Below are 17,778 nucleotides of genomic sequence, written 5' to 3' on the forward strand. Positions count from 1 at the left end.
GCCAGATTGGGAGAGATTGGATGAGTGCAGTGATCGAGGGTGCCGTCAAGGCACTGGGGAACCGGATTTCCTCGTTCGACGGTTCGGCGAAGTTCGTCGTCGAGGGCGAAGGCGCGATCATGATCGACGAACAGGGCGTCCGCGCGGGCGACGAGGCGGCCGAGGTGACGCTGACCGCCAGCCGCGACACCTTCGAAGGAATCATGAACGGCGACACCAACCCGACCATGGCTTACATGAGCGGCAAGCTGAAGATCGACGGCTCGCTGCCCGCCGCGATGAAGCTGGGCGCGGCGCTCTCCTGACGGACCGGGCGCCGATGGACGCAGTCGCCCGACCGGCCTCCGGGTCACAGGGATTTCAGCCGGCGCCTTTGAACCGCCTGCCCGGTGAGCCGCCCTCACCGGGACAGGCCTTCTTCCTGCAGGCCGAGGATGGCCTGCGGCTGCGGCTCGGCCTGTGGCAACCCCGGGACGCTGCAACGGGAACGGTTCTGCTGTTTCCGGGCCGGACCGAGTATCTTGAGAAATACGATGGAATCGCCACCCGGCTTGCGGCCGGGGGCTTTGCCGTGCTTGCCATCGACTGGCGGGGACAAGGGCTGTCGGACCGGCTGCTGCGCGATCCCCGCGCGGGCCACATCGCCGACTTCGCCGATTACCAGAACGATGTCGTGGAAATTGTGGTGGCGGCCGATACGCTGGGGCTGCCGCGTCCCTGGCACCTGCTTGCGCATTCGATGGGGGGCTGCATCGGCCTCGCCGCGCTTCTGAACGGGCTGCCGGTGGAAACCGCGGCCTTCTCGGCCCCGATGTGGGGACTGCACCATCCTCGGGTGCCGGACGCGGTCATCACCGGCCTCACGGGTATCGCCCGGCGGCTGGGCCGCGCCGAACTGACGGCCATCGGCACGGGCAGCGGCGGGACCTATCTGCTGGACGCGCCTTTTCGCGGGAATGCCCTGACCGGCGACCCGGTGCAATGGGCGCGGCTGGTGGCGCAGGCCGGAAGCTGGCCCGAACTGACCCTCGGCGGCGCCACCTATGCCTGGATCGCCGCGGCGCGCGCCGAATGCCGCCGTCTCGGCGCCCTGCCCTCGCCCGATCTTCCGGCGCTGATCGCCGTGGGCGGGGCCGAGGCCGTTGTCTCGGCCACCGCGATCCACATCCGCGCGGCGGCTTGGCCACAGGCGCAACTGCTGGACCTGCCCGGCGCCCGCCACGAACTGATGTTCGAGGCGGCCCCCGTGGCCGAGCGGTTCCTTTCCTCAGCCGTCGCCCTGTTTCGAGGCTGACGGGGGACGCAGGTGGCTGCGGCAACGGCGACCGATCCTTTCACCCACAAGGGACGCGGCGCCCTGTCCTGTCTGGCTCATGCGTTTATGGTGAAATGGTCGTCAGAAAACGGCCGCCGGCCGGTCCCCTGCCCTGGCGGCCATGGTCCTGATGCCCTTTCCGGCAGCAGGGCTACTCATGCAGCCCCTCAACCCGGCACTTCCTGCCGCCATGCCGGTACAAGATTCTGATCCGGCCCCCGCCGTTGCGGCTCGTTCCGGCGTTCCGTCTCAGCCCTCGCCTCGGAACGCCCTGATCTGCCGCACCAGCGCCAGCGTCGAGGCGTCCTGTCCCTCGGCCTCGGCGCCATCCAGCAGCGGCGCGATCTGCTGGGCGAGTTCCTTGCCAAGCTCGACCCCCCACTGGTCAAAGCTGTTGATCCCGAGGATCACGCCCTCGACAAACACACGGTGCTCGTAAAGCGCGATGATCTGGCCAAGGGTGAAGGGCGTCAGTTCCTCGATCACCAGCGTGGTCGAGGGGCGGTTGCCCGGAAAGACGCGGTGGCGGGCCTGCTTCTCGGCTTCCGGGCCGGTCAGCCCTTTGGCGGCGACCTGAGCCCGCGCTTCCTCCAGCGAGCGGCCGCGCATCAGGGCGCCGCTTTGCGCCAGGCAGTTGGCGATCAGCAGCTTCTGGTGGTGATCCAGTTCCGGCTCGTGGCCGCAGGCGGCGACGATGAACTCACAGGGGACGACCTGCAGGCCCTGGTGGATCAACTGGTAGAAGGCGTGCTGGCCGTTGGTCCCCGGCTCTCCCCAGACGATGGCGCCGGCAGGACGGTCCAGCGCTGTGCCGTCCATGGTGACGCCCTTGCCGTTCGATTCCATCTCGAGCTGCTGCAGATAGGCGGGCAGCCGCAGCAGGCGGTTGGCATAGGGCAGGACGGCGCGGGTCGGATAGCCGCAGACCTGATGGTGCCAGATACCCACCAGCGCCAGCATCACCGGCAGGTTCCGGTCCAGGGAAGCCTCGCGGAAATGCTCGTCCATCGCGCGGCCGCCGGCGAGGAACTGATCGAACTGGTCAGGCCCGATCCCCAGCATCAGCGACAGCCCGATCGGCCCCCAGACCGAATAGCGCCCGCCCACCCAGTCCGCGAAGCCGAAGACGCGGTCGGGGTCGATCCCGAACTCGGCCGTCCTGTCCGGCGCGCTCGACACCGCGGCGAACTGGCTGGCCGGATCGCGCACCCGTCCGGCCATCCAGCGGCGCACGGTATCGGCGTTGGTCATCGTCTCGAGGGTGGTGAAGGTCTTGGACGCCACGATCACCAGCGTCGTTTCCGGGTCCAGCCCCTTCAGCGTGTCGGCCGCATCCGCCCCGTCCACGTTGGAAATGAAATGCAGCCGCGGCCCGTCCTGATACGGCGCCAGCGCCAGCGCGGCCATCGCAGGCCCCAGATCCGAGCCGCCGATGCCGACGTTGACGACATCGGTATAGGCGCCGCCCTGCCCCGCCCGCCGGCCCGAGCGGATGTCATCGGCAAAGCTGCGCATCCGGGCAAGCGTCGCCTGGACCTCGGGCAGCACGTCATGGCCATCGACGAGAATCGGGCCGTCGCTTGCCCGCAGCGCCGTGTGCAGGACGGCGCGACCCTCGGTCTCGTTGATCTTGTCGCCCGCGAACATCGCCGCGCGCCGGGCCGGCACATCGGCTGCAAGCGCCAGCAGCAGGTCGCGGGCGGTCCCGTCGATGGCGGTCTTCGACCAGTCGAACCACAGCCCTTCGGCGGAAAGGGCGCAGTCGCGGGCACGGTCGGGGCCGGCGTCGAACAGCGCGACAATGGAACGGTCCTGCGTGGCCGCGCGATGCGCCGCCAGTTGACCCCAGAGGTCGGTCATCGATGTTCCTTTCAATGAAGGCGCGGTCATTCCGCGTAATGCACGATCATGCCCTTGAGCACGGCGGCGACCGGCGCCTGCTCGACCGGTAGCGAGGCCGCGCGTTCCAGCGCCTCGCGCTTTTCCGGCCCGGCGATCATCAGAAAGCTTTCGGTCGCGGAACTCAGCGCGGGCCGGGTCAGGGTCACGCGCGGCTCCTCGGTTGCCGCAGCCATGATCGGCAGCACCGGAGGCGCCGCGGCGTCAAGCGCGGCGGCCAGTCCCTCGGCGCCGGGGAACAGGCTGGCGGTGTGCATGTCCTCGCCCATTCCCAGCAGCAGGACCGACAGCGGCAGCAGGGGCGCGATCCGCTCGGACGCGAGCGCCGCCCCGGCTGCGGGGTCGAGGCCCTCGGCGTAAAGCTCGATCAGTTCGGCCCCCGCGCCCTGCTCGATCAGGTTGCGCCGGATCAGCCGGGCGTTCGAGCGGTTGTGGTCGGGCGGCACCCAGCGTTCGTCGCTGGGGATCACCAGCACGCGGTCCCATTCCAGCCGTGCCGCCGCCAGTGCCTTGAAGACGGGGATGGGGGTCGAGCCGCCCGGCAGGCACAGCACCGCCCTGTCGCGGGTCTTCAGCGCCATGCCCAGCGCCTCGGTCATTTCCTGCGCCACGGCCAGCGTCAGCGCCTCGCGGTCGGGATGCTCGATCAGCTTCATCGGTTCTCTTGCCTTTGGTTCAGGACTGCAGGTTACGCCAGTGGCGGCCGTCGCGGCCGATCAGCCCCAACGCTTCATCGGGGCCGCTGGTGCCGGGCGGATAGGATGCGGGTTGCGCGCCCCCCTCCTCCCAGGCGCGGATGACGGGATCGGCCCAGGCCCAGGCGGCCTCGACCTCGTCGCCGCGCATGAACAGGGTCTGGTCGCCGCGGATCACCTCGGTGATCAGCCGTTCATAGGCGTCGGGTATGTCGACCCCCAGAGCCTCGGCGAAGCTCATGTCCAGCGGCACCTCGACCAGACGCAGCTCGCCCGGCCCCGGCTCCTTGATCATCACCATGAGGTTGATCCCCTCGTTCGGCTGCAGGCGGATCACAAGCTGGTCCGGTTTCTGCCGCTCCTCGGCGTCGAAGATCGAGTGCGGCGGCTTGCGGAAGACGACCGCGATCTCGCTGGTGCGCGCGGCAAGGCACTTGCCGGTCCGCAGGTAGAAGGGCACCCCCTGCCAGCGCCAGTTGGCAAGGCGCAGCTTCAGCGCCACGAAGCTTTCGGTGCGGCTGGCCGGGTTTCCGACATCGGCGCGGTAGCCGGCGCCGTCCGCGGCATATTGCCCGCGCACGATGTCGCTCTCGGGCACCGGCTCCAGTGCACGGATGACCTTGAGCTTCTCGTCCCGTACCGCGTCGGGGTCAAAGCGCCAGGGCGGCTCCATCGCGATCAGGCAGACAAGCTGCATCAGGTGGTTCTGCACCATGTCGCGCATGGCGCCCGCGTGGTCGTAATAGGCGGCGCGGCCGGCGACGCCCACGGTCTCGGCCACGGTGATCTGGACATGGTCGATGTAATGGGCGTTCCACAGCGGCTCGAACAGGATGTTGGCGAAGCGGATCGCCATCAGGTTCTGGACCGTTTCCTTTCCCAGATAATGGTCGATCCGGTAGATCTGCCCTTCGGTGAAATGCCGCGCCAGCGTGCGGTTCAGCGCGCGGGCCGAGGCAAGGTCGCGGCCGAAGGGCTTTTCCACCACGATCCGGGCATCCGACCCGGCGATCCCGTGGCCTGACAGCCGGTCGGCAATATCGCCGAACAGCGCGGGCGCGACCGAAAGGTAGAAAGCCTGCACGACGTCCTTGCGCATCCTTGCGGCAAGGTCCGCCCAGCCCTCGGCGCCCGTCGCATCCACGGGGACATAGAACAGGCGGCCAAGGAAGGCGGGAAGCCCGGGGTCGCCGGCACGGGGCGGGTCGAACTCGGCGATGGCGGCGGCGATGTCGGCGCGGAAGCCGCTGTCGTCCATGGGGGTGCGGGCCGTGCCGATGATGCGGGCGCCGTCGGGGAAATGGCCGGCCGAATGGCGGCGGAACAAGGCGGGGAAGATCTTGCGCCGCGCAAGGTCGCCAGTCGCGCCGAAGATGACGAGATCGAAGTCATCGACCGCTGTCAGACGCGATGCCATCGCTTTCACCGTCCCCTTCACGCTTCGGCCATGGTGGTAGAGGCTGTACCCCGCCCCGGCAAGCCGTCAGCCCGCGCGGGCAAGCGCCCTCGCCAGCCGCGGCAGCCGGGCGCGGGCCATCAGGTCGCGCAAGGGGACCCGCCCGCCCAGCGCCTGCGCCTTGGCATGGGCGGCCCCGACGCTGGCCGCCACGGGCTCGGGATCGTGCCGCCAGAGGTCCAGCAGGAAGGCGTCGGGATGAACGGCACGCAGGCCCAACGCCGAGAGCACGCGTGCGGGGAAGTCGCGCAGGTTGGCGGTGACGATGAGTTCAGCGCCCGAGGCCAGCGCCGTTTCGGCCACATGGCGGTCGGCGGGATCGGGCCAGTCGAAGCCCGCGGCAAGGGTGCCGTCGCCGGCGGCCTCGGCCTGCGGATGGGACAGGCGCAGCAGCGCGATCTCGGCCCCGGCAACGGCGGCCCCGTCAGGGCCGAGGCGGGCGGCGGCATGGCGCCATTCGTCGAGAATGCGGGCGGACCAGACCGGCTGGTAAAGCCCGGCATCCGCCGCGCCGAGCAGGATTTCCCGCAGGACGGTCGGGTAGAGGACGCAGGCGTCGAGGACCGCCTTCATCCGTCCAGCCGGAAGAACAGCGCCTTGAGGTAGCCGCTTTCGGCAAGCTGCGGCAGCATCGGGTGGTCCGGCCCGGCGAAGCCCGTGTGGATCAGCTGCATCCGCCGCCCGCCCCGCCCGATCCCCCGGGCACTGGCGTTGCGGAAGGCCGTCAGGTCCGCGGCATGGCTGCAGGAGCAGAGGCAAAGATAGCCCCCCGGCACGACCAGAGACGCGGCCAGACGCGCCACTCGCTCATAGGCGCGCAGGCCGGCGTCGAGCGCCTGCTTGGCGGGCGCGAAGGCGGGCGGATCGCAGATCACTAGGTCGAAATGTGCGCCCTCGGTCGCCAGCGCCTCCATGACGGCGAAGGCATCCCCCTGCCGCGTGGTCAGCCGCGCCTCAAGGCCCATCGCGCGCGCCCCACCCTGCGCCAGCGACAGCGCGGCAGCCGAGCCGTCCACGCAGGTCGCGCTTTCTGCCCCGCCTGCAAGTGCGGCAAGGCCAAAGCCGCCGACATGGCTGAACACGTCCAGTACCCGCGCGCCTCGGGACAGCCGCTGTGCAAAGGCATGGTTCGGCCGTTGGTCATAGAACAGGCCGGTCTTCTGCCCGCCGGTCAGGTCGGCCAGATAGGTCGCGCCGTTCATCGGCACCTCGATCGGCACGGTGACCGAGCCAGTCAGCACCTTGGTCCGCTCGTCCAGCCCCTCAAGTCCCCGAGCCCGGCCCGAGCCGTTCATCACGATGGTCGAGACGCCCGTGACCTCGGCCAGTGCAGCGGACAGGTCGCCCAGCATCCGGTCGGCCCAGGCCGCGTTGGGCTGGATCACCGCCGCATCGCCGAAGCGGTCGATGACGACTCCCGGCAGCCCGTCCGCCTCGGCATGGACCAGCCGGTAGAACGGCGCGTCGGACAGCCGCTCGCGCATCGCTAGCGCCCGGCGCAAGCGGGCGGCCAGCCATGCGCGGTCGATCTCCGCCCCGGCGTCCTGGTCCATCACCCGCGCGGCGATCTTCGAGTGGACGTTGACCGTCACGACGCCCAAGGCTCCGCGCTCGGCATCCTGCAGCACCGCCATCGCGCCCGGCACCAGCCCCTTCGTGCGGCGGTCCAGCGCCAGTTCGTCGGCATAGACCCAGGGGAATCCATGCCGGATCGCCCGCGCATTCGCCTTGGGCCGCAGGCGCACCAGCGGCAGGGCGCGGGCATCACTCGTGTCGGGCAGGTCGGTCATCGGGGTCTCGGGCGTTCGGGGTTCTCCTGCCTCTGACACGCGCGCCGGGGTCCGGCAAGGCTTGCCCCCGTCGAAGGGTTGGCTTGACACTCCCCGACCGCCGCGCCACCTGTCCCCCCGATTACGACCTCGTGAGGGCCCCCATGTCCATTCCCCAGCAGGGCGGCGGCCCGATCGAACAGCGCGAAGAGCTGGCCGAATATGTCGCGTCGGGCGAGAAGCCGCGCGAAGATTGGCGCATCGGCACCGAGCACGAGAAGTTCGGCTTCCTCTGGGACACGCTGAAGCCCCTGCCCTACGAGGGGCCGCGGTCCATCCTTGCCATCCTCGAAGGGCTGCGCGACCGCTTCGGCTGGGCCGAGGTCCGCGAGGGCGACAAGCTGATCGGCCTGTCGCGGAACGGCGCCAGCGTCAGCCTTGAACCGGGTGGCCAGCTGGAACTGTCGGGCGCCCCGGTCGAGACGATCCACGACACCGACGACGAGACCCGCCAGCATCTGGCCGAGGTGAAGGCCGTGACCGAAGGGATGGGCGTCGGCTTCATGGGCCTGGGCGCGGCCCCGATCTGGGATCAGGCACAGATGCCGATGATGCCCAAGGGGCGCTATGCGCTGATGACGCCCTACATGGAAAAGGTCGGCACGCTGGGCACCCAGATGATGTACCGGACCTGCACCGTGCAGGTGAACCTCGACTATGCGTCCGAGGCCGACATGGTGCAGAAGCTGCGCGTGGCGCTGGCCTTGCAGCCGGTGGCGACGGCGCTGTTCGCCAATTCGCCCTTCCTCGACGGCAGGCCGAACGGGATGAAGTCCTGGCGGGCGCATATCTGGCAGAACCTCGACGCGGACCGCACGGGGCTCTTGCCCTTCGTCTTCGAGGATGGCTTCGGCTACGAGCGCTGGGTCGATTACGTGCTCGATGTGCCGATGTATTTCGTCTACCGCGACGGGACATACATCGACGCGCTGGGACAGTCGTTCCGCGACTTCCTGAAAGGCCGCCTGCCCGCACTGCCGGGCGAGGTGCCGACCCTGTCGGACTGGGCCGACCACATGACGACGGTCTTCCCCGAGGCACGGGTCAAGAAGTTCATCGAGATGCGCGGCGCCGACGCCGGTCCCTCAAGCCACCTGAACGCCCTGCCCGCCCTGTGGGTCGGGTTGACCTATGACCAGGGGGCGCTGGATGCCGCGACAGAACTCACCCGCGGCTGGACGCATGAGCAGCGCGAGGGCCTGCGCCGCGCCGCCTCCCGCGACGGGCTGGCGGGCGAGTTTGAAGGTCTGCGCCTGCGGGATCTGGCCGCCGAGACGCTGACGCTGGCCGAGGCGGGGCTGAACGCCCGCGCCCGGCTGCAGAACGGCGTGGACGAGGGGCAGTTCCTTGCTGTGCTGCGCGAGCGGGTGGAACGGGGCGTCACCGCTGCCGACGACCTGCTGACGAAGTATCACGGCGAATGGCAGGGCGACCTGTCGCGCATCTACGCCGACTGCGCCTATTGAAAAGGGGCCGGTTGGTCCGGCCCCCTGTGTTCAGGCATTGCGGCGTTCGTCCATGAACTGGTCGAACTCGGCCTTGTCGCGGGCCTCGCGCAGCTTCTGCAGAAAGTCGAGGAAGGCGCGGTGCTCGTCCTCCAGCCGCTTCAGCGTCTCGTCGCGATAGGCGTCGAAGGCGGCGTTGCCGGTGCGTTCAGTGCGATAAGCCGGGACGTGGCGGCTGCGGCGGGTGCAGGTTCCGAACATGCGTTTGCTCCAGATCATGTAGCCGAGGATGGCAAGGCCGACGGGCCAGGCGAAGACAAGGCCGAGGATCATGGCGGCAAGCCATGCCACCCTGCCCCGCGCGTCCAGCCAGTCGCGGACATGCAGCAAAAGCTGCCGAACGGACTGAACGACGCCTTCTGCGGGCGGATAACTGCGAGGTTCATAGGCTGGGGTCATGAGGATGCTCCGTGAGTCGATGTGAATGTTAATCACATTAACAATGTCGGAGTCCAGAGGGTCTGCGTCAATCCCCCTGCACGAAGAATCTCATTCGATGACGCCAAGGCCCCGCAGGTAGATCAGCACCCCGCTTTCCAGCATCTCGTCGGCCGAGATCGGGCTGCGCGCGCCGGGACGGCCGCGGCCGAACAGCTCGACCACCCCATGGGACATGGCCCAGACATGGTTGGCGACCATGGTCGCCGGCGGACGGCGAGCGGTGGGCAGACGCGCGAACAGCGCCTCGGCGCCCCGGAACAGTGCGGCCTCGGCGGCTTGGGCGGCAAGGGCAAGATCGGCGTTGCCCGAGATCGAAAGGCCCGATTCGAACATCGCCATGTAGAAGCCCGGCTTTTCGGCCGCAAAGCCGAGATAGGCCTCCCCCATCCGCAGGAAAGCCGACAGCGCCGAGGGACGGCCGTCGTCAAAGGCGGCCTCAAGCCGCGCGGCGAAGTCGATGAAGCCCTGCCGCGCGACCTCCTCGAGCAGTTGCTCGCGCCCGGTAAAATGGCGGTAGGGCGCGGCGGCGCTGACGCCCGCCTGCCGCGCGGCCTCGGCCAGCGTGAAGGCTGCCGGTCCCTTTTTCTCGATCAGCGCGACGGTCGCCTGGACGAGTGCCTGCCGCAAGTTGCCGTGGTGATAGCTGTCGCGGGCCACGGGGCGCGGCCCTCAGCGGCCTTCGCCGAAGTAGTCGCCCACGAGGTCGGTCAGCGCCTGCATCAGCGGCTCGGCATCGGGTCCGCTGGTGGTGATGCGAATGGTGCTGCCGCGGGGCGCGACGAGCATCAGCAGGCCCATGATCGAATCACCCGCCACCCGCTCTCCGTCCTTCTCGACCGTGGCGCGGGCATCGAATCGTTCCACCGTCTCGACGAATCGGGCCGAGGCGCGGGCGTGCAGTCCTTTTTCGTTGATGATCCGCAGTTCGCGGCTGAGTTCCGTCACAGCACGGCTCGCTCCGCCGGTTCGGGGGCGTAGAAATCGATATACTTGCGCCCGGCCTCGGCGGCCATGACGGCGGCATCCTCGACCTCAAGGTGGCGCGACTTGGCGAGCTTGACCAGCATGGGCAGGTTCGCGCCGTAAAGAATGCGGCGGCGCGCGGGCAGGCAGGCAGGCATCGACAGGTTCGACGGCGAGCCGCCGAACAGGTCGGTGACGATCACCACCCCGTCGCCGGCATCCACCTCGTTGGCGGCCAGGCAGATTTCGGCCTCCTTGGCGGCGCGGTCGTGGTTTTCCTCAATGGTGACCGCCCTGATTCCACGCTGCGGCCCGACGACGTGCTCGACGGCAGCGACATATTCACGCGCCAGTCCCCCATGCGCGACGATGACGATCCCGATCAACTGCCTTCCACCACTCGCGACGGCTTCTGCGCGGTCGCTTCGCTAGACGCACCCGTTCGCTGCTCGGCCGGCGTCATTTCCGCCGGGCGCAGCACCGAGGCGCGACGTTCCAATTCACGATGCCTTTTAGACACCTGCCAACCCTCTTTCGCAAGCGCGTCGGCGGCAAGCTCGGCCAAGGTGACGGAACGATGCTGTCCGCCCGTGCAGCCGAAGCCAATCGCCAGATGCGCCTTGCCCTCGTCCACCTGCGCGGGCAACAGAAAGAGTATAAGGTCTCGAACCTTCTGGAAAAAGGTTTCGAACCGGGGGTCTGTCGTCACGTAATGCTGAACCGTTGCATTCCTGCCATCCAGTTGCCGCAGGGCGGGTTCCCAATGCGGGTTCGCAAGGAAGCGGCAGTCGAACATCATGTCCAGACCCCGCGGCACCCCCCGCTTGTAGCTGAAGGACTGGACCGACACCGACAGGCCCCGCCCGCCCCGCAGGTCGAAGGCGGCGGCAAGTTCCGCGCGCAGGTCGTGCGGGCTGAGGTCGGTGGTGTCGATCAGCACATCGGCGCGGTTGCGGACGGAATCGAGCAGGTCGCGCTCGGCCGCGATCGCCTCGGCAGGCGTGCCGCCATCGGCCAGCGGGTGGCGGCGGCGGGTTTCGGAATAACGGCGCACCAGCACCTCGGTCGCGCAGTCGAGATACAGCACCTCGGGCGCGAAGGCCGGGTTGCGGGTCAGCGCGTCGATCAGCTCGATCAGGCTGGCGGCGGAAAAGTCGCGGTTGCGCACGTCCAACCCCAGCGCCAGCGGCACCGGCCGCGCGGGACCGTCCAGCAGCCGCGGGATCAGCGACAGGGGCAGGTTGTCGATGGCCTCGAAGCCCATGTCCTCGAGCGCATGGATCGCGGTCGAGCGTCCGGCCCCCGACGGCCCCGTGACAAGCACCAGCCGCTGGGCGCCCGGCTCGGCGCTGCCCATCGATTCCATCCCCTGTCCGCCGTTCACGCCAAACCCGTCCATCAGGGCGCCCGCCGTCAGCCGCGCCCGCCGCGCATCAGTTGCATCAGCGCCGGTGCAAGATGCGGGCCGGCCGGTCCCAAGACAAGGGGCAGCGTCAGATCCGAAAGCATGATGCTGCGGGGGGGCGGAAGCCGCCGGGTCTCTGCCTGCCCCAGATCCACCACCTGCGCGATCGCGACCGGCCCTGCCGCCTCGGCCTGCAGGAGGCCGATCCCCCGCGCCTCGATCCGCCCCCGGATCGGGGCGGGGCATTCGGCGACAAGGCTGCTGCCCCGGACCCGCAGGATCACCCGGTCATCCGCCACAAGCCGCGCCCCCATCCCCATCAGCGCCAGCGCCAGCGACGACTTGCCCGAGCCGGAGGGACCGAGGATCAGCAGCCCCCGCCCGGCGATTTCCACCGCGCTGGCGTGGATCGTGGGGTCATTTCCCTTTTTGGCAGTTAACCGTTTTATCATTGATATCGCTAACGGCAGATGGTTGCGCTAACTCTTGCAATTGCCGGTCTATCTTCATCATTTCGCCATGTTTATAGGGGCGGCAAAGCCGCAGCGCGCGATCCACAGGAGTCCCGGTATGTCACAACCCCGCGTCAACCCGAACTGCAAACTCGAAGATCAGGGCATCCGGGGGCTGGGGGAGGTCCACTACAACCTGCTGGAACCCGCGCTGGTCGAGGCCGCGATCCGACGCGGCGAGGGCAAGCTGGGCCTCGGCGGCGCCTTCCTCGTGTCTACCGGCGCCAAGACCGGCCGCTCGCCCAAGGACAAGTTCGTGGTCCGCACGCCGGGGGTCGAGGATTCGATCTGGTGGGACAACAACCCGCCGATGGAGCCGGAGGCGTTTGACCGGCTTTATGAGGACATGCTGGCCCATATGAAGGGCGGCGAATATTTCGTGCAGGACCTGTTCGGCGGCGCCGACCCCGAACATCAGCTTGACGTCCGCGTTGTCAGCGAACTGGCCTGGCACAACCTGTTCATCCGCCACCTGCTGCGCCGTCCCGAGGCCGAGGAACTGGCGAGCTTCACCCCCGACTGGACGATCATCAACTGCCCGTCCTTCAAGGCGGACCCCGAGCGTCACGGCTGCCGCAGTGACACGGTGATCGCGCTGAACTTCGACCGCAGGATGATCCTGATCGCCAACACCGGCTATGCGGGCGAGAACAAGAAGGGCGTCTTCACGCTGCTGAACTACATCCTGCCGGAACGCGGCGTGATGCCGATGCATTGTTCCGCCAACCACGCGCCGGGCGACGAAAGCGACGTGGCGATCTTCTTCGGCCTGTCGGGTACCGGCAAGACCACGCTGTCGGCGGACCCCTCGCGGGTGCTGATCGGCGATGACGAACACGGCTGGTCGGACAAGGGCGTCTTCAACTTCGAGGGCGGCTGCTACGCCAAGACCATCAACCTGTCGCCCGAGGCCGAACCGGAAATCTACGCCACCACCCATCGCTTCGCCACGGTGGTCGAGAACATGGTCTTCGACCCCGACACGCTGGAACTGGACTTCGCCGACGACTCGATCACGGAAAACACCCGCTGCGCCTATCCGCTGGAGGCGATCTCGAACGCGTCCGAAACCGGCATGGCGGGGCAGCCGAAGAACGTCATCATGCTGACCTCGGACGCTTATGGCGTGATGCCGCCGATCGCGCGGCTGACGCCGCAGCAGGCGATGTACCACTTCCTGTCGGGCTTCACCTCGAAGACCCCGGGGACCGAGGACGGGGTGGTGGAACCGCAGCCGACCTTCTCGACCTGCTTCGGCGCGCCCTTCATGCCGCGCCGCCCCGAGGAATACGGGCGTCTGCTGGAAGAGCGGATCGAGAAGTCGGATGCTGTCTGCTGGCTGGTCAACACCGGCTGGACCGGCGGGCCGTTCGGCACGGGCTCGCGGATGCCGATCAAGGCCACCCGCGCGCTGCTGACCGCGGCGCTGGACGGATCGCTGAACAACGTCGAGTTCCAGCGCGACCCGAACTTCGGCTTCGAGGTGCCGGTCTCGGTACCGGGCGTCGAGGACAAGCTGCTTGACCCGCGCCAGACCTGGTCCGACGGCGCGGCTTACGACGCGCAGGCCGAGAAGCTGAAGGGCATGTTCCGCGAGAACTTCAGGAAATATGAGGACAAGGTCGATCAGGACGTCCGCGACGCGGCGATCTGATTTCGCTTCCAAGCTGATGAAAGGGCGGTTCCGAAAGGAGCCGCCCTCCTCTTTTGCGTCACCGCCGGACCGGGGCGCTGCCCCGGACCCCGGGATATTTAAGCAAAGAAGAAAGAGCGGAGCCGACGCCACAGCCTGAGCTGGAGAGGCCGGTTGAACCGCAAGGACTTAGGGAGATTTCCCATGCGCTGTTGTGCCAGTTCCTGCTGGCGCAGCTACCTGCGGGAAATCACCGCTTTCGGATGCGGCGCAGCTTGCGGGCGCGGGCGTCGCCGGCCTTGGCGTTCTGGGCGTCGCGGCGGCGCGGGGGCTTGCCGCGGCGGCCCTGCGGACCCTTGGCGATGCTGCGGCCCTCGACCTCGACCAGTTCCAGCGTCAGGCCGCCCGTGGTCGGGATCGCCTCGGCCAAGCGCACCGTGACGCGCTGGCCGATGCCGATCACCATGCCCGTGTCCGAGCCCACGAGCGTCTGCGCGTCGCGGTCATAGTGGAAATACTCGCGCCCGATCTCGCGGATGGGCAGCAACCCGTCGGCCCCCGTCTCGCCCAGCTTGACGAAGGCGCCGAAGCGCTGGACGCCGCTGATGCGGCCCGCAAACTCCGACCCCACGCGGTCCGCCAGGTAGGCGGCGAGATAGCGGTCGGTCGTGTCGCGCTCGGCCGCCATGCTGCGGCGTTCCGTATCCGAGATGTGCTGGGCGGTGTCCTCCAGCGTCTCGATGTCCTGCGCCGAGAGGCCGTCCTTGCCCCAACCATGCCCCGAGATCAGCGCGCGATGCACGATCAGGTCGGAATAGCGGCGGATGGGCGAGGTGAAATGGGCGTAGTTCTTCAGCGCCAGCCCGAAATGGCCGAGGTTCTCGGCGTTGTAATAGGCCTGCGTCATCGACCGCAGCGTGCTGACGTTGATCAGTTCGTCGAAGTCGGTCCCCTGCGCCTGCGCGAGCAGCCGGTTCAGCTGGCTCGTCTGCAGCACTTGCCCTTTCGCCAGCGCGAAGCCCGAGGCCTCGGCCACGTCGCGCAGGGCATTCAGCTTTTCGGGGCTGGGCTCCTCGTGGACGCGGAACAGCAGCGGGCGGCGCAGGCGGGTCAGTTCCTCGGCAGCGGCGACGTTGGCCAGCACCATGAACTCCTCGATCAGCCGGTGGGCGTCGAAGCGCTCGCGGAAGGCCACGGATTTCACCCGACCATCCGGGGTCAGTTCGATCCGGCGTTCGGGCAGATCGAGGTCCAGCGGCTCGCGCCGCTTCCGCGCGGCCTTCAGCAGTTCGTAGGCCGCAAACAGGGGGCGAATCACGCTGTCCATCAGCGGCACGGCCTGATCGTCGGGATTGCCGTCGGCGGCGGCCTGCGCCTGCTCGTAGGACAGCGAGGCGAGGCTGCTCATCATGCCGCGATGGAAGTCGTGGCCGATCTTGTTGCCCTGCGCGTCGATCCGCATTCTGACGGCGATCACGGGGCGATCCACGCCCTCGTGCAGCGAACACAGATCGCCCGACAGAACGTCCGGCAGCATCGGCACCACGCGGTCGGGAAAATAGGTCGAGTTGCCCCGGTGCCGCGCTTCCTTGTCCAGCGCGGATTGCGGGCGGACGTAGTGGGCAACGTCGGCGATGGCGACCCACAGGATCATGCCGCCTTCGTTCCTCGGGTCGTCGTCGGGCATCGCCGCTACGGCATCGTCATGATCGCGGGCGTCCTCGGGGTCGATGGTGACGAGCGGGACATTCCGCAGGTCCTCGCGACCCTTCATGGTCGCGGGGGTCGAGGCGTCGGCCTCGGCCATCACCGCATCAGGGAAGTCGTCGGGGATGCCGTGCTGGTGGATGGCGATCAGGCTGACGGCGCGAGGGGCGGAAGGATCGCCCAGGCGTTCGATGATGCGGGCCTGCGGCAGGCCGATGCGGTTGCGCGACCCGACCTGCTCGGCCTCGACCAGCTCGCCGTCCTGCGCCTCTTGCGTGGCATCGGCCAGAACGCGCCATTGGCGGTCCACGCCCTTGTCGATGGGGACGATCCGCCCGCCCTCGGTTTCCTTGCGGAAGATGCCGACGATGCGGTGGGGCGCGGTGCCGATGCGGCGCATCAGGCGGGCCTGGTACTGGTAGTCCTCGCCCTCGACCTCGGCCAGGCGGACCAGCACGCGCTCGCCCGGCGCGACGGCGGGGTCGGCCTTGCGGGGGGCGAAGAGGATGCGCGGCATGGGCGCGGTGCCTTGCCATTCCAAGGGCTTGGCGAAGATGTCGCCATCGGCGTCGGGGGGCAGGATCTCGACCACGCTGACGGGGGGCAGCTTCTCGTGGTCGCGGTAATGGCGGCGGCGGCGTTCCAGCAGGCCCTCGTCCTCAAGCTCGCGCAGGATGCGCTTGAGTTCGATGCGGTCGCTGCCCTTGATGCCGAAGGCCTTGGCGATGTCACGCTTGGCGGTGGCGTCGGGGTTGTCGGCGATCCAGTCAAGGATCTGCTGGCGGGAAGGGATCTGGACCATGTGTGTCACGCTATCACGCCGCTCGCGGCAGGGTTAGAGGGGAAAGCCTGCGCTTGCCTTTCGGTTTCAAGGCGTGGAGATCGGGTCCATGAATGCCGTGATCTCGCCGGGCTTCCGTCAGACCTCCGACCGCGCCGTGATCGTGGCCTGCGACGCGGGCTACCTGCCCTATGCCTCGGTCGTGGCGGGCCAGCTTGCGGCCAAGGGGCGCGGCTACGACGTGCTGATCGGCTCGCCCGAGCCGCTGGAGCTTTCATCCGCGCTGACCAGCGCAGGCGTGGGCCATGTCGCCGCCCGCGATGCGGCGCTGGAGGCTGCTCTGCCGCTGGACGGGCGGCGATCGGTCGCCACCTACATGGACGTTTTCCTCGCGGGCGCCTTGAAGGGGCGCTGGCGGCGCATCCTCGTCTTGGACGCCGATATCCTGTTTCAGCGCGGCGATCCGGCGCGGCTGATGACCGCCGACATGCGGGGCCGGGCAGTCGCCGCCGTGCGCGACAACCGCCAATGGCGGCAGCCGGGCAAGCGGGTACCGGATTTCAAGAAGCTCGGCTGGCCCGCCGCGCCCTATTTCAACGCAGGCGTGGTGATGGTGGACACCGAGGCCTGGGCCACACAGGATCTGCCCGCCCGCTGCGCGGCTTTCGCGCGCAGGCATCTGGCCGGGCTGGGCCGCGACCAGGCGCTGCTGAACGGCGTGCTGCGCGGCGACTGGGCCGAGATCAGCCCCTTGTGGAACTGGCAGTTCACCTGGGCCTCGGCGCATCTGTCGGCAATGACGGACCCCTGCCTTGTCCACTTCATCGGGCCGGACAAGCCGTGGTTGAAACGGTCTGAAGGAATCGTGCCGATGCGCTGGCGCGCCCCCTATGCCGCCCTGCCCGGAGCCTCCGAGGGACTGGACCGCCGCCACTGGCCCGAAAAGCGCGGTCTCGGCCGGGCGCTGCTCAGGCAATGGCGCGCGGCGGGGCCGATGCTGGACTACCTGAACCGCTTTCCCGACGAATACACGCTGCTCGACCCGCGCTAGGCGGCAGCACCCCGCAACGCCCGGACCCGCGCGGCAAGGTCGGCCAAATCATTGTCGGGGATACCCAGATCGGCCAGATGTGCGACGGTGTTGTAAAGATAATCCGCGTTCGGTCCCCGCCCGCCGCAGGCGAGCGCGATTATCGCCGCCTGCTCGTCAAGGCTGAGGCCGCCGGCATACTGCCCGTGGCCGGGCCGCATGACATAGGTCAGCCCCCGGACCCGGCGGCCATCGGCAAGCGCAAGCGGCAGCAGCATCTCGCGGTAGGCCTGCGTCACCAGCTCGCGGGCGCGGATGGCGTCGATCACCTCGGGCCACAGCGCGTTCTCGACCCGCAGGGCAAGGCCGGTGCAGTCCCGGCCCGGATGCGGTTCCAGCCCGAGGACGAGGCCGGGGCAGGCCTCGGTTCCCCGGTAGGTGACGGACCGCAGGCAGAAGCTGCGCCGCCAGCCGTCGGCCTGGGCGATGATCGATTCCGCCACCGGGAACTCGGGCGCCCACATCAATGAGCCGTAGCCGAAGACCCAGAAGCCGTCATCCATCGCTTGCCCTTTCCCTCGCCTGCAGGTTAGGCGAGAGACGCATG

At 68.6% G+C, this 17,778-nt stretch carries 18 protein-coding genes; 5 read left to right on the forward strand and 13 right to left on the reverse strand.

The features are described 5' to 3' along the window. Nucleotides 1–20 precede the first annotated feature (20 nt). Nucleotides 21–305 (forward strand): SCP2 sterol-binding domain-containing protein, encoded by a 285-nt coding sequence (locus H5395_RS00755; protein WP_182790612.1) that lies wholly within the window; start codon nucleotides 21–23, stop codon nucleotides 303–305. A gap of 68 nt (nucleotides 306–373) precedes the next feature. Next, nucleotides 374–1,294: an alpha/beta hydrolase gene (locus tag H5395_RS00760; protein WP_234450703.1), complete on the forward strand. Its 921-nt coding sequence runs from the start codon at nucleotides 374–376 to the stop codon at nucleotides 1,292–1,294. 270 nt (nucleotides 1,295–1,564) lie between these two features. On the opposite strand, the gene pgi is transcribed toward H5395_RS00760, so the two are convergent. The 5 genes from pgi to H5395_RS00785 all read right to left on the reverse strand — a co-directional run bounded on the left by pgi (nucleotide 1,565) and on the right by H5395_RS00785 (nucleotide 7,155). Continuing rightward, entirely contained in the window at nucleotides 1,565–3,175 is a 1,611-nt protein-coding gene (gene pgi, locus H5395_RS00765) for a glucose-6-phosphate isomerase (protein ID WP_182790614.1), read from the reverse strand. Nucleotides 3,176–3,201: 26 nt separating this feature from the next. Further along, on the reverse strand, nucleotides 3,202–3,870 hold the full coding sequence (pgl, locus tag H5395_RS00770) for a 6-phosphogluconolactonase (protein WP_182790615.1): 669 nt from the start codon (nucleotides 3,868–3,870) through the stop codon (nucleotides 3,202–3,204). Between the two features lie 19 nt (nucleotides 3,871–3,889). After that, nucleotides 3,890–5,326 carry a glucose-6-phosphate dehydrogenase gene (zwf, locus tag H5395_RS00775; protein ID WP_182790616.1) on the reverse strand — a complete coding sequence of 479 codons (1,437 nt, stop codon included), beginning with the start codon at nucleotides 5,324–5,326 and terminating at the stop codon, nucleotides 3,890–3,892. 66 nt (nucleotides 5,327–5,392) lie between these two features. Next, the gene (locus H5395_RS00780) at nucleotides 5,393–5,938 is read right to left on the reverse strand and encodes an RSP_2648 family PIN domain-containing protein (RefSeq protein WP_182790617.1); all 546 of its coding nucleotides are present in this window, start codon (nucleotides 5,936–5,938) and stop codon (nucleotides 5,393–5,395) included. Next, nucleotides 5,935–7,155 carry an RSP_2647 family RNA methyltransferase gene (locus H5395_RS00785; protein ID WP_182790618.1) on the reverse strand — a complete coding sequence of 407 codons (1,221 nt, stop codon included), beginning with the start codon at nucleotides 7,153–7,155 and terminating at the stop codon, nucleotides 5,935–5,937. The genes H5395_RS00780 and H5395_RS00785 overlap by 4 nt, the downstream gene beginning before the upstream one ends. Nucleotides 7,156–7,298: 143 nt before the next feature. Between H5395_RS00785 and H5395_RS00790 the strand changes: the two genes are divergently transcribed. After that, nucleotides 7,299–8,660 carry a glutamate--cysteine ligase gene (locus H5395_RS00790; protein ID WP_182790837.1) on the forward strand — a complete coding sequence of 454 codons (1,362 nt, stop codon included), beginning with the start codon at nucleotides 7,299–7,301 and terminating at the stop codon, nucleotides 8,658–8,660. Nucleotides 8,661–8,690: 30 nt separating this feature from the next. On the opposite strand, the gene H5395_RS00795 is transcribed toward H5395_RS00790, so the two are convergent. The 6 genes from H5395_RS00795 to H5395_RS00820 form a co-directional block, all read right to left on the reverse strand. Further along, the gene (locus H5395_RS00795; RefSeq protein WP_182790619.1) at nucleotides 8,691–9,098 is read right to left on the reverse strand and encodes a DUF2852 domain-containing protein; all 408 of its coding nucleotides are present in this window, start codon (nucleotides 9,096–9,098) and stop codon (nucleotides 8,691–8,693) included. Nucleotides 9,099–9,188: 90 nt separating this feature from the next. Beyond that, the gene (locus H5395_RS00800; protein WP_182790620.1) at nucleotides 9,189–9,797 is read right to left on the reverse strand and encodes a TetR/AcrR family transcriptional regulator; all 609 of its coding nucleotides are present in this window, start codon (nucleotides 9,795–9,797) and stop codon (nucleotides 9,189–9,191) included. A gap of 12 nt (nucleotides 9,798–9,809) precedes the next feature. Continuing rightward, nucleotides 9,810–10,085, reverse strand: coding sequence for an HPr family phosphocarrier protein (locus H5395_RS00805; protein WP_182790621.1), 276 nt, complete (start codon nucleotides 10,083–10,085; stop codon nucleotides 9,810–9,812). After that, a complete protein-coding gene (locus tag H5395_RS00810) occupies nucleotides 10,082–10,489 on the reverse strand; it encodes a PTS sugar transporter subunit IIA (RefSeq protein ID WP_182790622.1) in 408 nt (135 codons plus the stop codon). Before H5395_RS00810 ends, H5395_RS00805 begins: the two co-directional genes overlap by 4 nt. After that, nucleotides 10,486–11,460, reverse strand: coding sequence for an RNase adapter RapZ (gene rapZ, locus H5395_RS00815; RefSeq protein ID WP_182790838.1), 975 nt, complete (start codon nucleotides 11,458–11,460; stop codon nucleotides 10,486–10,488). Before rapZ ends, H5395_RS00810 begins: the two co-directional genes overlap by 4 nt. A gap of 56 nt (nucleotides 11,461–11,516) precedes the next feature. Then, a complete protein-coding gene (locus tag H5395_RS00820) occupies nucleotides 11,517–11,960 on the reverse strand; it encodes an HPr kinase/phosphorylase (RefSeq protein ID WP_182790623.1) in 444 nt (147 codons plus the stop codon). 118 nt (nucleotides 11,961–12,078) lie between these two features. Here H5395_RS00820 and H5395_RS00825 point away from each other — a divergent pair, with 118 nt between their 5' ends. Next, nucleotides 12,079–13,674, forward strand: a complete 1,596-nt coding sequence (locus H5395_RS00825; protein ID WP_182790624.1) for a phosphoenolpyruvate carboxykinase — start codon at nucleotides 12,079–12,081, stop codon at nucleotides 13,672–13,674. A 229-nt stretch (nucleotides 13,675–13,903) separates the two neighbouring features. On the opposite strand, the gene rnr is transcribed toward H5395_RS00825, so the two are convergent. After that, nucleotides 13,904–16,162 carry a ribonuclease R gene (gene rnr / locus H5395_RS00830; protein ID WP_182790625.1) on the reverse strand — a complete coding sequence of 753 codons (2,259 nt, stop codon included), beginning with the start codon at nucleotides 16,160–16,162 and terminating at the stop codon, nucleotides 13,904–13,906. Between the two features lie 88 nt (nucleotides 16,163–16,250). Between rnr and H5395_RS00835 the strand changes: the two genes are divergently transcribed. After that, nucleotides 16,251–17,192: a glycosyltransferase gene (locus H5395_RS00835; RefSeq protein WP_182790626.1), complete on the forward strand. Its 942-nt coding sequence runs from the start codon at nucleotides 16,251–16,253 to the stop codon at nucleotides 17,190–17,192. On the opposite strand, the gene H5395_RS00840 is transcribed toward H5395_RS00835, so the two are convergent. Continuing rightward, nucleotides 17,189–17,734, reverse strand: a complete 546-nt coding sequence (locus tag H5395_RS00840; RefSeq protein ID WP_182790627.1) for a gamma-glutamylcyclotransferase — start codon at nucleotides 17,732–17,734, stop codon at nucleotides 17,189–17,191. The genes H5395_RS00835 and H5395_RS00840 overlap by 4 nt on opposite strands. Nucleotides 17,735–17,778 lie beyond the last annotated feature (44 nt).

This window comes from Paracoccus sp. MC1854 (assembly GCF_014164635.1).
Taxonomy (GTDB): Bacteria; Pseudomonadota; Alphaproteobacteria; order Rhodobacterales; family Rhodobacteraceae; genus Paracoccus.

Coding starts and splice junctions, on each gene's coding strand:
- H5395_RS00755 (WP_182790612.1), top strand. CDS start 21: ATGAGTGCAGTGATCGAGGGTGCCGTCAAGGCACTGGGGAACCGGATT.
- pgi (WP_182790614.1), bottom strand. CDS start 3,175: ATGACCGACCTCTGGGGTCAACTGGCGGCGCATCGCGCGGCCACGCAG.
- pgl (WP_182790615.1), bottom strand. CDS start 3,870: ATGAAGCTGATCGAGCATCCCGACCGCGAGGCGCTGACGCTGGCCGTG.
- zwf (WP_182790616.1), bottom strand. CDS start 5,326: ATGGCATCGCGTCTGACAGCGGTCGATGACTTCGATCTCGTCATCTTC.
- H5395_RS00780 (WP_182790617.1), bottom strand. CDS start 5,938: ATGAAGGCGGTCCTCGACGCCTGCGTCCTCTACCCGACCGTCCTGCGG.
- H5395_RS00785 (WP_182790618.1), bottom strand. CDS start 7,155: ATGACCGACCTGCCCGACACGAGTGATGCCCGCGCCCTGCCGCTGGTG.
- H5395_RS00790 (WP_182790837.1), top strand. CDS start 7,299: ATGTCCATTCCCCAGCAGGGCGGCGGCCCGATCGAACAGCGCGAAGAG.
- H5395_RS00795 (WP_182790619.1), bottom strand. CDS start 9,098: ATGACCCCAGCCTATGAACCTCGCAGTTATCCGCCCGCAGAAGGCGTC.
- rapZ (WP_182790838.1), bottom strand. CDS start 11,460: ATGGGCAGCGCCGAGCCGGGCGCCCAGCGGCTGGTGCTTGTCACGGGG.
- H5395_RS00820 (WP_182790623.1), bottom strand. CDS start 11,960: ATGATAAAACGGTTAACTGCCAAAAAGGGAAATGACCCCACGATCCAC.
- H5395_RS00825 (WP_182790624.1), top strand. CDS start 12,079: ATGTCACAACCCCGCGTCAACCCGAACTGCAAACTCGAAGATCAGGGC.
- rnr (WP_182790625.1), bottom strand. CDS start 16,162: ATGGTCCAGATCCCTTCCCGCCAGCAGATCCTTGACTGGATCGCCGAC.
- H5395_RS00835 (WP_182790626.1), top strand. CDS start 16,251: ATGAATGCCGTGATCTCGCCGGGCTTCCGTCAGACCTCCGACCGCGCC.
- H5395_RS00840 (WP_182790627.1), bottom strand. CDS start 17,734: ATGGATGACGGCTTCTGGGTCTTCGGCTACGGCTCATTGATGTGGGCG.